This is a genomic window from Streptomyces sp. NPDC060366 (assembly GCF_042725135.1).
GTDB lineage: Bacteria > Actinomycetota > Actinomycetes > Streptomycetales > Streptomycetaceae > Streptomyces.
In genome coordinates, this window is record NZ_JBHXDC010000002.1 from 602,336 (window position 1) to 614,500 (window position 12,165).

The window sequence follows — 12,165 nt, forward strand, 5'->3', positions numbered from 1 at the left end:
CGGTGCGATGGGGCGTGCTGGCGACCGGCGGTATCGCGGCGAGGTTCGCCGAGGACGTGGGGAGCATGCCGGGCGCCGAAATCGTCGCCGTGGCCTCGCGCGGTGAGGCGTCTGCGAAGGCGTTCGCCGACCGGTTCGACATCCCGCGGGCGTACGGCGACTGGGCCGGGCTTCTCGCCGACCCGGACGTGGACGTGGTGTACGTCGCCACGCCGCACTCCGCGCACCGCGCCGCGGCCGGGCTGGCCCTGGAGGCGGGAAAGGCGGTGCTCTGCGAGAAGGCGTTCACGCTCAACTCGCGCGAGGCACAGGAGCTGGTGGCGCTCGCGCGTGAGCGGGACCTCTTCCTGATGGAAGCCATGTGGATGTACTGCAGTCCGGTCGTCCGGCGGATGACGGAGCTGATCGCGGACGGCGCCATCGGTGAAGTCCGCACGATTCAGGCGGACTTCGGGCTCCAGGGTCCCTTCGGTCCGGAGCACCGGCTGCGTGATCCCGCGCTCGGCGGCGGCGCGCTGCTGGACCTCGGGGTCTACCCGGTGTCGTTCGCGCAGCTGATCCTGGGCGAGCCCGACCGTGTACAGGCCGACGCGCTCCTCTCGCCCGAAGGCGTGGATCTCAACACGGGCATGCTGCTGGGCTGGGAGTCCGGGGCGACCGCGCTGCTGAGCTGTTCCGTGACGGCCGCGACTCCCTCGACGGCGACGGTGACCGGCACTGCGGGCCGGATCGAGCTGCCGAGCGGCTTCTTCGCGCCGGACTCCTTCGTCCTTCGCCGGGACGGGCGGGATCCCGAACAGCACACCGTGGAGAGCCCGTTGGGAGGCATGCAGCACGAGGCGGCCGAGGTGATGCGGTGCCTGCGGGCCGGCGAGACCCAGTCGCCGCTGGTGCCGCTGGAGGGCAGTCTGGCGGTGATGCGGACGCTCGACGCGGTACGTGACCGCGTCGGCGTCCGCTACCCCGTGGACGAGCAGTCCTGACGGCTCGTCAGCTTGCCCTCACCGCCAACTCAACGTGCTTCAGACGGGCTTGAGGCCGGGGTCACCGGCCTCCGTCACGAAGGACCCGGCCGTCGAGAGGGGCGCGCCGGGCGTCGTGACGGCGGACACCGTCTTGAAGTCGGCGCGCGCCTCCTGCCGGCCGAGCGTGACGGTCACATAGCCGCGCCGCCCGTTGTAGAACTTCATGTGCGGGTTGGCGGTGGTCAGGTTGTCCCAGTTGGCAGGCTTGTCCGCGCCGTCCTTGCCGCTGGCGATGGACGTGGCGACGATCTCGGTGCCGACGGTGCGGGAGTCGGGGTCGTCGAAGTCGGCCTTGAGGTCGAAGCCGTAGCCGACGTGCACATCGCCGGTCAGCACCATCAGGTTGTCGAGGCCGGCCGTCTCCGCGCCGTCCAGGATCCGCTTGCGGGATGCCGGGTAGCCGTCCCAGCCGTCCATCGACAGCTTGAAGTCCGGCCGGGGGACGTCGCGCCGCTGCGCGAACGTCACCTGCTGGGGCACCACGTTCCATACCGCGCGGGACTGCCGCCAGCCGTTCAGCAGCCACCTCTCCTGTGTCTCGCCGGTCATGGTGCGCGTCGGGTCCTCGGACTCCGGTCCCGGGACCTGCCAGCCGTCCCCGTACGCCTGGTTGGAGCGGTACTGGCGGGTGTCGAGGATGTCGAACTGCGCGAGGCGCCCGAAGTGCAGCCGGCGGTAGAGCTGCATATCGGGGCCGTCGGGCTGCTGCGGGGTGCGCAGCGGCTGGTTCTCCCAGTACGCGCGGTAGGCGGCGGCCCTGCGGAGCAGGAACTCCTCCGGCGGTACGTCGTTCTCGGGGGTCTCGTCCGCGTAGTTGTTCTCGGTCTCGTGGTCGTCCCAGGTGACGATGAAGGGGTGCGCGGCGTGCGCGGCCATCAGGTCCGGGTCGGACTTGTAGAGGCCGTAACGCAGCCGGTAGTCCTCCAGGGTGACCGTCTCGCGGTTGTAGTGCGCGGGCAGCCGCCGGTCGGTGTAGTTACGCGCGCCGCCGACCGCCGTCACGGCGTACTCGTACAGGTAGTCGCCGAGGTGGATGACGACATCGAGGTCCTCGGCGGCCAGGTGCTTGTACGCGGTGAAGTAGCCGTCGTGGTACGCCTGGCAGGAGACGGCGGCGAGCTTGAGTTCCCCGATGTTCGCGGAGCGCGCGGGCGCGGTACGGGTGCGGCCGACCGGGCTGATCCACTTCCCGGCGCGGAAGCGGTAGAAGTAGAAGCGGTCCGCGTCGAGGCCGGGGACCTCGACATGGACGCTGTGGTCGAACTCGGGGTGGGCGGTGGCGGTGCCACGTCTCACGATCCGGGTGAACCGCTCGTCGTGGGAGACCTCCCAGCGTACGGAGACCCTGTTCCGGGGCAGTCCGCTGTCGGACTGGTACGGGCTGGGCGCGAGGCGGGTCCAGAGCAGTACGGACGCGGGCTGCGGGTCGCCGGAGCCGACGCCGAGCGTGAACGGGTCGCTCTTGATCTTCGCGGCGTCCAGTTCGGCGGCGCTCGCGGTGCCCGCCGTGGGCAGGTTGACGGCGAAGGCGAGCGCGGCGGCGGCGCCGGTGACGGTGAGGAACCTGCGACGGCCGAGGTGGGCCGCGGCGGCCCGCAACTCGGGCGAGTGCGCGGCGGTCCGGCCGGCGGGCGTACCTGTGCGTGCGGGTGTCATGTGATGTGCCCCTCCCCTGACGGCTGTTGTCAGAGGAAGTGCAGCCGTACGCGACGTCCGATCGTTGTCGGGTACACAACATTGGGATGTCGGCCTGATGAGTTCCCCGTGCCCGCTCCTCCTCCCGTACGCTGCGGGCCCATGAATGCTGTGCGGAAGATCGCCGTGGTGACGGGAGCGGGTTCGGGCATCGGGCGGGGCGTCTCGCTCGCCCTGGCCGGGGCGGGCTGGTCGGTGGTGCTCGCGGGACGGAAGGCGGAGCGCCTCGCGGAGACGGCGGCGCTGGCGGCGGACGCGGACCTGATCAGTGTGCCGACGGACGTGGCGCGGCCCGAGGACGTGGACGCGCTCTTCGAGACGGTGCGCGAGCGGTACGGCCGGATCGACTTCCTCTTCAACAACGCGGGCACGTTCGGCCCCGGCGGCGTACCGCTGGAGGATCTGCCCTACTCCGCCTGGCGCAAGGTCGTCGACACCAATCTGACGGGCTCGTTCCTGTGCGCGCAGGCAGCGTTCCGGCTGATGAAGGACCAGGATCCGCAGGGCGGCCGGATCATCAACAACGGCTCAATCTCGGCGCACGCGCCACGCCCGGAGTCGGTGGCGTACACGGCGACGAAGCACGCGCTCACCGGCCTCACCAAGTCGCTGTCCCTGGACGGCCGTCCGTACCGCATCGCCTGCGGCCAGATCGACATCGGCAACGCGGCCACGGACATGACGCAGCGCATGCAGCGGGGCGTCCCGCAGGCCAACGGTGAACTGGCGGTGGAGCCGGTGATGGACGCGGCGGATGTCGCCACGACGGTGCTGCACATGGCGGAGCTGCCGCTGGAGGCGAACATCCAGTTCGCGACGGTGCTGGCGACGACGATGCCGTTCATCGGCCGGGGTTAGAACGTGTCCTGACGGCGGCGGGAATGCCCGTTGGTCCGCCGTCGTTGGCACGCGCATGAGCGAACCCACACTGACCGGCGAAGTCCTGCGCTACACCGCCTTCTCGGCCGATCCCGCGGGGGGCAACCCGGCCGGGGTCGTGCTCGACGCCGCCGGGCTCACGGACGACGCGATGCTCGCGATCGCCGCCGACCTCGGGTACAGCGAGTCGGCCTTTCTGACGGCGGCCCCGGACGGCGCCGGTGAGCCGGGGCGGGCCTTCACGATCAGGTACTTCAGCCCGAAGGCCGAGGTCTCGTTCTGTGGCCACGCCACCGTCGCCACGGCGGTCGCGTTGGCGGAGCGGATCGGCGCGGGTGACCTGGTCTTCGAGACGCGCGCCGGGACCGTGCCCGTGACGGTCGCCGCCGACGGGGACGGCGGTGCGCCGCGCGCGACGCTCACCAGCGTCGAGCCGCACGTCGAGGACGTCGCCGACGCCGACCTGGCCGAGGCGCTGGCCGCGCTCGGCTGGCCGGCCGGTGATCTCGACCCGGCCCTGCCCTCGCGCATCGCGTACGGCGGCGCCCGCCACCTCGTCGTCGGCGCGGCGACCCGCGCCCGGCTCGCGGACCTGGACTACGACTTCGCCCGCCTCGAAGCGCTGATGCACCGGCTGGACCTGACCACGGTCCAGCTGGTGTGGCGCGAGTCGGCGGACGTCTTCCACGTACGCGACCCGTTCCCGGTGGGCGGTGTGATCGAGGACCCGGCGACGGGCGCCGCGGCGGCGGCGTTCGGGGCGTACGCGCGTGAACTCGCCCTCGTACCCGAGGCATCGGTGCTCACCCTCCACCAGGGCGTGGACATGGGCCGGCCGGGAGTGCTGACGGTGGAACTGCGGCCGGACGACACACGCGTACGCGTGTCGGGCACGGCGACCCTCATCCCGGCGTCGCTCTAGGTCGTGTCCGGCGGCCGTTGATCCCCGGGCGGGCCGCTCGGTACCGCCCGGGGAGGGGTCAGGACGCGTCGTCCGGCGCCGCCAACAGCCCAGCGATCTCCTGGAGTTGCGCCGCGCTCAGCGGGCCGAAGTCCCGCGCGCCCGCGTTCTCCTCGACCTGCGCGACCGACCGGAAGCCCGGGATCGGCACGGTCAGTTCGCTGCGCGCCCACAGCCACGCGAGCGCGCCCTGCGCGAGGGTGCGTCCGTCGCTGGTGAGTACCGACCGGACCGCGTCGACCCGCGCCACCCACTCGGGCAGCGCCCCGCCGCCCTCCCCGAACCACCGCAGCCACGACGGCGGTACGGCCCTGATGTCGCCCTCGGCTCCCCGGCTGCCCGCACCGGTCTTGTCGGTGAGCAGCCCCATCGCGAGCGGGCCGCGGTTGACGCTGAGCAGTCCGTGCCGCGCGCACAGGTCGAGCATCTCGGGCGCGTCGTCGAGCACGTTGCACTGGTGCTGCACGGCGGCGCAGTGCGGCCCTTGCGCGAAGACGGCCGCACGCGCCGGGTCGTCGGTGCTCCAGGCGTAAGCGCGGATCAGCCCCTCGGCCACGAACTCCTCGCAGAGATCGCGGAGTTCGGCCCCTTCCGCGAGGGAGGCCTCACCGACGTGGAACTGGTACAGATCGATGTGGTCCGTACCGAGCCGCCGCAGCGACGCGGTCAGCGCCCGCCGCGCGTGCTCGGGGGTGGTGACGGGGCCGGTGGCGGTGCGGGTCGCCTCGTCGAAGGTGTTGCCCCACTTGGTGGCGATGACCACCTCGTCCCGCCGTCCGGCGATCGCGCGGCCGAGTATGCGCTCGCTGTGGCCGGCTCCGTACGTGTCCGCCGTGTCGAAGAAGTTCACCCCGAGTTCCAGCGCCCGCCTGATCGCGGCGACGGACTCCTCGTCGTCCACCTTGCCCCAGCCGAGCGGATTGCCGTCGCGGTCCTGCCACTCGCCTCCGACGGCCCAGCAGCCGAAGCCGAGCGGACCGATCTCGGGGCCACCGTGTCCCAACGTCCTTGTCTTCATGGCCGGAACGGTAGATGTTGAAGTGCGCGCGAAGGCAAGGACCGGACGCCCGTAACCTCATCCGCCCATCCGCCCGGCTACTTCGGATCGGCGACCCGCGCGTACCAGCTCTCCGCCTCGTCCCGCCCGAGGACGCGTTCGAGCACCAGGTCGCCGCTCATCCCGGGGAAGTACCGGCCGGCGGGCCAACTCCGTTCGTACGGCGGCGGGTCGAGGACCAGCAGCCGCGCGCCCTCCACGACGGGGATGTCGGACGGGGTTCCCTCGTTCCAGATCCAACTGCCGTCGGGAGCGAGGAGGTTGTACGTGCCGATGGTGAGGGTCTGCCCCTCCTTGTCCCGGCACATGGCTATCGCCTCGGCGGTGGGGCCGTCGCCCGGCACATGCAGCCCGCCGATGAGCGCCCCGGCGACCAGCGTGTGGAGCTGGAAGTTGTCGCCGATGCCGGTCATCCGCATCAGATAGGCGGTGCGCGTCGCACGGTGCAGAACGACCAGCGGCTCGTCGTCGAGCACGCGGAGCGCGTACACGAGGCCCTTGAAGTCCTCGCCCGCATCGCCCGCCGCGGACTGGACCCGTTCCACGAGCGACCTCAACTCGCCCCCGTCGGAGGCGATCCGCTGCCGTACGGCCTTGCTGTTGAGCAGTGCGAGCGACGCCATACGCCACTCGGGGAGCGTCCACCAGCCGAGCGCGGCCTCGAAGCCGACACGGTCGACGATCTGGTCACCCAGCTCGTCCTCGCCCGGATCGGGCAGCTCGCCGCCGCCGGTGGCCGACCACCGGTCGGTGAATCCGAGGGCTGCGGTGAAGGCCTCCCGTACCGCCGCGAAGAGACCGGGCGCGCACGGCAGGGGGTCGGCGCCGCGCTCGACACAGGCACCGACGAGCACCGCGGTCACCGCCCGGGGCCCCGGCGGGACCTGCTCCAGCAGCGCCGCCAACCGGGGTGCTCCCTCTTGGAGTTCGTCCTGGTCCGCCTCCTGGAACGCCTGGTGGAGCAGCGGGAAGGCCCGGTCGAACCGCTCGCCGTCCTGATCGCGCACGGCGGACTCGAACGCGCCGAGGGCGTCCGTGAATGTGTGTGGTGCCGATGTCATCCGGAAACCCTATTCGACGCCCATGACCCCCGACGCGCGTCCGGGCGACACCGGGACCGCGTCCGACGTTCGATGACGTCTCACTCCTCCGGCTCGCGCTGCTACCCACACGGCCCATCCCGCCCGCCTATGCTCACGGCATGGAGCAGAGCGAGGTCCTGAAGCGCGTGATCGGCATCCTGACGCAGGCCGGTGACTGGCAGCGTCGGCTTGAGGAGGACACCGGTCAGGAGCAGGACATGGACGCCGAGATGGGTGTCGTGACCGAACTGCTCAACGAGACGATGCCCCGCGTCGAGGTCCCGGCCGACGCGACCCCCGAGGAACTCAGCGCCCTGCTCGGCCGGGAGGTCGGCAGCGCCGTGGAACAGCTCGTGGGGGCGTTCACCCTCGCCTTCGTGACGCTGGCCCGCGTCCACGACGCCGGCGGCCCCGAAGTCTCGTCGGCGGACATCCTCCAGGACCTGGCACTGCGCGCCGAGGAACTGTGACCGACCGTCCCGTCAGCGCCCCCGGTTCCTGGGGTGGTCACGGGCCACGCGCTCGTTCCCGAACTTGTACGCCCCGGTCCACCGGGCCATCACCAACTGGGCGTCGCCCGCCTCGACCTGCGCGACGAACTTGTCGGCGCGCCCACCCCGCAGTGTGCTCGCCACCCGCCCCTGGTGCGTGATGACGACGGTGCCGTCGGTGTGCCGCTCGTAACTGAAACCGGTGGGTCGGGGCATGTCCCCATCCTCGCCCCTGTCGCACCCTCGGGCGTGCCCCGGGGCCGAGCCGGCCGGGGCGGCAGACGAGTCGAGCTCTACGCCGGATTCTGTCGCCCGGTCGCCTCGCGGCGGCCGGGGAGACGGCCATCCATCTAGGACCGGCGTTGCCGTCGGCCTCTTGCGGTCTACCCGCGGACTCGGGCGGGCAGCCCTCGGACGTCCGCGCAGGGCCGTCTCGCGACGGCCCCTCTTGACCTTGCTCCAAGTGGGGTTTACCTAGCCGCCTGAGTCACCTCAGGCGCTGGTGGTCTCTTACACCACCGTTTCACCCTTACCCGGCGCCTGAGCGCCGGGCGGTCTGTTTTCTGTGGCACTGTCCCGCGGGTCACCCCGGGTGGGCGTTACCCACCACCTTGCCCTGTGGAGTCCGGACGTTCCTCGGGAAGATCCAGGATCCTCACGCGGCCGTCCGCCCGGCTCGTCTGCCGTGATCGTCATGGTACCCGCCCCGGCGGTCACCCGGGCGCCCGGCCGATCCTCCTTGACCTTGTCGCAGCGTCAGGGTTTCTACTGGGCTCATGCGCATCGGAGAGATCGCCGCGCTCGTGGGGGTCACCTCGCGGGCGGTGCGGCACTACCACCATCTGGGGCTCCTGCCGGAGCCCGAGCGGCGGGCCAACGGCTACCGCGTCTACACCGTGCGGGACGCCGTCCTCCTCGCCCGCATCCGGCGGCTCTCGGAGCTGGGGCTCAGCCTGGACGAGGTACGGGACGTGCTCGCCGACGACGCCGGGCGGGAGCTGGCCGAGGTGCTCGGCGAGCTGGACGCCGATCTGGCGCGGCAGGAGGAGGAGATCCGGACCAGGCGGCGCAGGCTCGCCGAGCTGATGGCGGGGACGCTGCCGCCCGAGGGGCCGGTGTCGCCCGCACTGGCGCGGTTGCTGGGGGCCATGCCGGAGACCACCTCGGCGATGGCGGCCAAGGACCGCGAACTCCTCACGCTGCTCGACACGGTCGGCGGCGACGACATCGTCTACGACGCCCTGCTCCCCCTGACGCACGACCCGGCTGTCCTCGCGCTCTACGAACGCCTCGACGACCTCGCCGACGCGGCGACCGGCGACCCCCGCGTCGGACCGCTGGCCCAGGCGCTGGCGGCCGTCATCCCGGCGGAGGTGCTGGCCAAGCTGGCGAGGGCGGACAGTCCCGCGCTGGAGGGGTTCGGCGACGCGTTCCTCGCCGATTTCGCCCCCGCCCAGGCCGAGGTCGCGCGACAGGTGATGGAAGAACTCGCGAAGAGGATGGACGGGGAGGGACAGGGATGAACAAGGTCCTGTGGGTGATGGTGCCTGCCGAGATCACGCTGGTCGTGTGTCTGCTGGCGGGCGTGGACGTTCCGGCGCCGGTCGTCTGGACCGCCGAGGCCGTCGTGCTCACGCTCGTGGCGATCGAGGCCGTGCTGGTGCGACGGCACTACAGGGCGGCGCGCCTGGCCGGAGCCGCGCGCCGGGACGCCCTCGCGCGGGCCGTGGAGGCCGCCGTTCCGGCCACCGCGCGCCGGCTGCTCGTCAACGAGGCACGGGGCGTGACGAGTCTCGTACGGTGGGTGGCCCGGCGCCGGCACGGTGTACGCGAGGGCGATCTCGCCGCCGCGTACACCGGACCGCAGACGGCGATGATGTACGGGCTGCTCTTCGTGTCCGTCGTCGAGACCGTGGCGCTGGCGATGCTCATCCCCTGGCCGCTGGTGCACATGATCCTGCTGGTGCTGGACGTGTACGGCGTGCTGATGGTGCTCGCCCTGCACGCGGCCTGCGTCACCCGGCCGCATGTCGTGGGCGCCGACGGGTCGCTCCGGATCCGCTGGGGCGCGCTGTTCGACATGCCGATCGGGAGCGGTCAGATCACCTCGGTACGTGTCGAACGCCGTTACCCGGACGGCTCGTTGATCAAGATCGATGAGCCCGGCGGGACGCTCGACCTGATCGTGGGCGGTCAGACGACCGTACGGGTGGACCTGACGGAGCCGGTCGAGTTCGTACGGCCGATGGGCGGGCGCGGCACGGCGACGGCGGTCCGCTTCCACGCGGACGACCCGGCGGCGCTCGTGGCCCGGCTCACCCGGCTCAGGAAGGCGCTCGCCGAGGCACCGGCCCTGGCCTCCGACGAGGACGGGATCACGAGCGGCGTCGCTTAACCTGGGCGGCCGGGGGCCGCACCCCCCGGTCCGTACGTCCTTGAGGAGAACCACCGTGCTCGTGCTGCTGCCACCGTCGGAAGGCAAGGCCGCTTCCGGCCGCGGGGCTCCGCTGAAGCCGGAATCACTGTCACTGGCCGGACTGGCCGGGGCACGGGCCGCCGTGCTGGACGAGCTGGTCGAGCTGTGCGCCGCCGACGAGGAGAAGGCCGCGGAGGTCCTCGGCCTGAGCGAGGGCCTGCGCGGCGAGATCGCGAAGAACGTGGAGCTGCGGACCGCGGGGACCCGGCCGGCCGGGGACATCTACACCGGCGTGCTGTACGACGCGCTCGGCCTCGCCACGCTGGACACCGCCGCGCGGCGGCGGGCCGGGAAGTCGCTGCTGGTCTTCTCCGGGCTGTGGGGCGCGGTGCGGATCGGCGACCGGATTCCGTCGTACCGCTGCTCGATGGGTGTGAAGCTCCCGGGCATCGGCGCTCTGGGCGCCCACTGGCGCGGGGCGATGGCCCCGGTGCTGCCCGAGGTGGCCGGCGACGGGCTCGTACTGGATCTGCGTTCGTCGTCGTACGCGCCGGCCTGGAGGCCGGCGGGCGATGTCGTCGCCCGTACGGCGACGGTGCGCGTCCTGCACGCGCAGACCGTGGACGGCGTCGAGAAGCGGTCGGTGGTCAGCCACTTCAACAAGGCCACGAAGGGCCGGCTGGTCCGGGACCTGCTCATGGCCGGCGCGAAGCCGCGGAAGCCCGAGCAACTGGTCGAGACGCTGCGCGAATTGGGGTACGTGGTGGAGGTGGCGGCGCCCGGCGGGGCGGGGCGTGCGTGGTCGCTGGACGTCGTGGTGTCGGAGATCCACTGAGGCCCTCCGCACACCGTCGTTGCGCAGGACGCAACGCTCGTTGCGAGGAGCGTGTGCGGCGCGGCAGGATGGCGCCATGACCTCCGTGCTGGACCTCGCCCCCGTTGTTCCTGTCGTCGTCGTGGACGACGCCGCCGACGCCGTACCGCTGGCCCGCGCCCTCGTGGCCGGCGGGCTGCCCGCGATCGAGGTGACACTGCGCACCCCGGTCGCGCTGGAGGCGATCCGGGCGATCGCCGTGGAGGTGCCGGACGCGGTGGTCGGCGCCGGGACGGTCATCTCGGCGCGGTCGGTGACGGACTCCGTGACCGCCGGGGCGCGCTTCCTGGTGAGCCCCGGGTGGACGGACACGCTGCTGGACGCGATGCGGACGTCCGGGGTGCCGTTCCTGCCGGGCGTCTCGACGACGTCTGAGGTCGTGGCGCTGCTGGAGCGGGGCGTGACGGAGATGAAGTTCTTCCCGGCGGAGGCGGCCGGCGGCACGGCCTACCTGAAGGCACTGTCGGGGCCGTTGCCGCAGGCGCGGTTCTGCCCGACGGGCGGGATCTCCCTGGCGTCGGCCGGGTCGTATCTGGCACTGGGCAACGTGGGCTGCGTGGGCGGCTCCTGGATGCTGCCGGCCGACGCGATCGCGGCGAAGGACTGGGACCGGGTGGAGAAGCTGGCCCGCGAGGCGGCGTCCCTGCGCTGACGCGCGACCTCCCACATCACCAGGCCGCCGGGCCCGCCCGGCGGCCTGTTTTTTCACGCGCCCCCCGGCCGGGGTGCGTCTGGAACTACCCGTGGCCGCCGAAAAGACGCGACGTCGGCCGTAGTTGGGTGACAGAAGGCCGGTGATCGAAGCGCGGTCGTCGAAGGTCAGCGGTCGAAGGTCAGCGGTCGAAGGTCAGTGCCTGACTGTCCGTCAGCGGCCGGTATCCCAGCCGCTGGTAGAGCGCGTTGCTCGTCCGGTTCGCCAAGTCCGTGAACAGCAGGACCTGTTCGGCCCCGGCGTCCCGTGTCGCCCGGCTGACCGCCGCCGTGACCGCGCCTCCGTAGCCGCGTCCGCGCAGCCGCGGCGGTGTGTAGACCGGAGACACCCGCGCCTGGCCGGCGATGACCGGCGAGACCGAGGCCATCGACACCGGGGCGCCCGCGACGTCCCACAGCCACAGCCGGCCCGCCGCGATGCGCTCCGCCGTGGCCTGCGTGTGGTCGGCGCTCGGCTGGCCGGTGTCGGCGGCGAAGGCGCTCATCCACTCGGCGAGCAGCGGCAGGTCGGCGTCGGCGGCGAGCCTGGCCCGCCCGGCGGGGGCGGGGTCCGGCGGGGTCAGTTCGCCCAGCCGGAACAGCCGTACCCGGTGCGAGACCTGCCATCCGCCGGAGCGCCCGGTCCACTCGGCGGCGAACGCCTCCGCGCACGCGTTCTCACCCTGCACGGAGTTCAACGACGGGTCGAGGGCGCGCAGTACGGGGACGAGTTCGCGCGCCGCCCGGTCCGGCATCGGACCGAGCAGCGGGCGCAGCGGCGGCGTCTGGACGAAGCCCGCGGTCACCGGGCCGTCGTCGCTCTCCCGCCAGTAGCCGAACCGTACGGGCGTCGCCGCCCCGTTGACGCGAAACGACTCACTGATCGTCAGCAGCAGCGTCGAGCGGGCGGGCTCCAGCGCCAGACACGGATCGGCCGCCGTACGGAACTCCTCGACGTCCTCGGTCAGTTGCCAGCCCACGGCACTCCCCCAAGC

At 72.2% G+C, this 12,165-nt stretch carries 13 protein-coding genes and 1 other RNA gene; 8 read left to right on the forward strand and 6 right to left on the reverse strand.

Going from position 1 to position 12,165, the window contains the following annotated elements:
- The first annotated feature begins 14 nt into the window (after window positions 1–14).
- Entirely contained in the window at window positions 15–983 is a 969-nt protein-coding gene (locus ACFWHU_RS07350) for a Gfo/Idh/MocA family protein (RefSeq protein ID WP_385793105.1), read from the forward strand.
- A 39-nt stretch (window positions 984–1,022) separates the two neighbouring features.
- Here the strand turns inward: ACFWHU_RS07350 and ACFWHU_RS07355 are convergent, their stop codons facing one another.
- Complete coding sequence (locus ACFWHU_RS07355) at window positions 1,023–2,681, reverse strand: alkaline phosphatase D family protein (RefSeq protein WP_385792939.1); 1,659 nt, start codon at window positions 2,679–2,681, stop codon at window positions 1,023–1,025.
- A 141-nt stretch (window positions 2,682–2,822) separates the two neighbouring features.
- Between ACFWHU_RS07355 and ACFWHU_RS07360 the strand changes: the two genes are divergently transcribed.
- Together ACFWHU_RS07360 and ACFWHU_RS07365 are read left to right on the forward strand one after the other, a co-directional pair.
- On the forward strand, window positions 2,823–3,578 hold the full coding sequence (locus ACFWHU_RS07360) for an SDR family oxidoreductase (protein ID WP_385792937.1): 756 nt from the start codon (window positions 2,823–2,825) through the stop codon (window positions 3,576–3,578).
- A 55-nt stretch (window positions 3,579–3,633) separates the two neighbouring features.
- On the forward strand, window positions 3,634–4,521 hold the full coding sequence (locus ACFWHU_RS07365; protein ID WP_385792936.1) for a PhzF family phenazine biosynthesis protein: 888 nt from the start codon (window positions 3,634–3,636) through the stop codon (window positions 4,519–4,521).
- A gap of 58 nt (window positions 4,522–4,579) precedes the next feature.
- Here ACFWHU_RS07365 and ACFWHU_RS07370 read toward each other — a convergent pair whose 3' ends face one another.
- Window positions 4,580–5,578: an aldo/keto reductase gene (locus ACFWHU_RS07370; protein ID WP_387224265.1), complete on the reverse strand. Its 999-nt coding sequence runs from the start codon at window positions 5,576–5,578 to the stop codon at window positions 4,580–4,582.
- A 77-nt stretch (window positions 5,579–5,655) separates the two neighbouring features.
- A complete protein-coding gene (locus tag ACFWHU_RS07375; protein ID WP_387224266.1) occupies window positions 5,656–6,678 on the reverse strand; it encodes a hypothetical protein in 1,023 nt (340 codons plus the stop codon).
- A gap of 140 nt (window positions 6,679–6,818) precedes the next feature.
- Here ACFWHU_RS07375 and ACFWHU_RS07380 point away from each other — a divergent pair, with 140 nt between their 5' ends.
- Window positions 6,819–7,169, forward strand: coding sequence for a hypothetical protein (locus ACFWHU_RS07380; protein WP_354604815.1), 351 nt, complete (start codon window positions 6,819–6,821; stop codon window positions 7,167–7,169).
- Between the two features lie 12 nt (window positions 7,170–7,181).
- On the opposite strand, the gene ACFWHU_RS07385 is transcribed toward ACFWHU_RS07380, so the two are convergent.
- Window positions 7,182–7,406 carry a hypothetical protein gene (locus ACFWHU_RS07385; RefSeq protein WP_354604814.1) on the reverse strand — a complete coding sequence of 75 codons (225 nt, stop codon included), beginning with the start codon at window positions 7,404–7,406 and terminating at the stop codon, window positions 7,182–7,184.
- A 62-nt stretch (window positions 7,407–7,468) separates the two neighbouring features.
- Window positions 7,469–7,869: RNase P RNA component class A (gene rnpB / locus ACFWHU_RS07390), an RNA gene on the reverse strand.
- Between the two features lie 97 nt (window positions 7,870–7,966).
- On the opposite strand from rnpB, the gene ACFWHU_RS07395 reads away from it, so the two are divergent.
- The 4 genes from ACFWHU_RS07395 (at window position 7,967) to eda (ending at window position 11,132) form a co-directional block, all read left to right on the forward strand.
- Window positions 7,967–8,713 carry a MerR family transcriptional regulator gene (locus ACFWHU_RS07395; protein WP_385792932.1) on the forward strand — a complete coding sequence of 249 codons (747 nt, stop codon included), beginning with the start codon at window positions 7,967–7,969 and terminating at the stop codon, window positions 8,711–8,713.
- Window positions 8,710–9,585 carry a hypothetical protein gene (locus ACFWHU_RS07400; protein ID WP_385792931.1) on the forward strand — a complete coding sequence of 292 codons (876 nt, stop codon included), beginning with the start codon at window positions 8,710–8,712 and terminating at the stop codon, window positions 9,583–9,585. The genes ACFWHU_RS07395 and ACFWHU_RS07400 overlap by 4 nt, the downstream gene beginning before the upstream one ends.
- A gap of 55 nt (window positions 9,586–9,640) precedes the next feature.
- Complete coding sequence (yaaA, locus tag ACFWHU_RS07405; RefSeq protein WP_387224267.1) at window positions 9,641–10,441, forward strand: peroxide stress protein YaaA; 801 nt, start codon at window positions 9,641–9,643, stop codon at window positions 10,439–10,441.
- Window positions 10,442–10,517: 76 nt separating this feature from the next.
- Entirely contained in the window at window positions 10,518–11,132 is a 615-nt protein-coding gene (gene eda, locus ACFWHU_RS07410) for a bifunctional 4-hydroxy-2-oxoglutarate aldolase/2-dehydro-3-deoxy-phosphogluconate aldolase (protein ID WP_387224268.1), read from the forward strand.
- A 181-nt stretch (window positions 11,133–11,313) separates the two neighbouring features.
- On the opposite strand, the gene ACFWHU_RS07415 is transcribed toward eda, so the two are convergent.
- A complete protein-coding gene (locus tag ACFWHU_RS07415) occupies window positions 11,314–12,150 on the reverse strand; it encodes a GNAT family N-acetyltransferase (protein WP_387224270.1) in 837 nt (278 codons plus the stop codon).
- Window positions 12,151–12,165: the final 15 nt, after the last annotated feature.

What these genes read in the sequence shown, in the direction of transcription:
- ACFWHU_RS07355 (WP_385792939.1), bottom strand. Translation starts at nt 2,681, where the DNA reads ATGACACCCGCACGCACAGGTACGCCCGCCGGCCGGACCGCCGCGCAC.
- ACFWHU_RS07360 (WP_385792937.1), top strand. Translation starts at nt 2,823, where the DNA reads ATGAATGCTGTGCGGAAGATCGCCGTGGTGACGGGAGCGGGTTCGGGC.
- ACFWHU_RS07365 (WP_385792936.1), top strand. Translation starts at nt 3,634, where the DNA reads ATGAGCGAACCCACACTGACCGGCGAAGTCCTGCGCTACACCGCCTTC.
- ACFWHU_RS07370 (WP_387224265.1), bottom strand. Translation starts at nt 5,578, where the DNA reads ATGAAGACAAGGACGTTGGGACACGGTGGCCCCGAGATCGGTCCGCTC.
- ACFWHU_RS07375 (WP_387224266.1), bottom strand. Translation starts at nt 6,678, where the DNA reads ATGACATCGGCACCACACACATTCACGGACGCCCTCGGCGCGTTCGAG.
- ACFWHU_RS07380 (WP_354604815.1), top strand. Translation starts at nt 6,819, where the DNA reads ATGGAGCAGAGCGAGGTCCTGAAGCGCGTGATCGGCATCCTGACGCAG.
- ACFWHU_RS07385 (WP_354604814.1), bottom strand. Translation starts at nt 7,406, where the DNA reads ATGCCCCGACCCACCGGTTTCAGTTACGAGCGGCACACCGACGGCACC.
- ACFWHU_RS07395 (WP_385792932.1), top strand. Translation starts at nt 7,967, where the DNA reads ATGCGCATCGGAGAGATCGCCGCGCTCGTGGGGGTCACCTCGCGGGCG.
- ACFWHU_RS07400 (WP_385792931.1), top strand. Translation starts at nt 8,710, where the DNA reads ATGAACAAGGTCCTGTGGGTGATGGTGCCTGCCGAGATCACGCTGGTC.
- eda (WP_387224268.1), top strand. Translation starts at nt 10,518, where the DNA reads ATGACCTCCGTGCTGGACCTCGCCCCCGTTGTTCCTGTCGTCGTCGTG.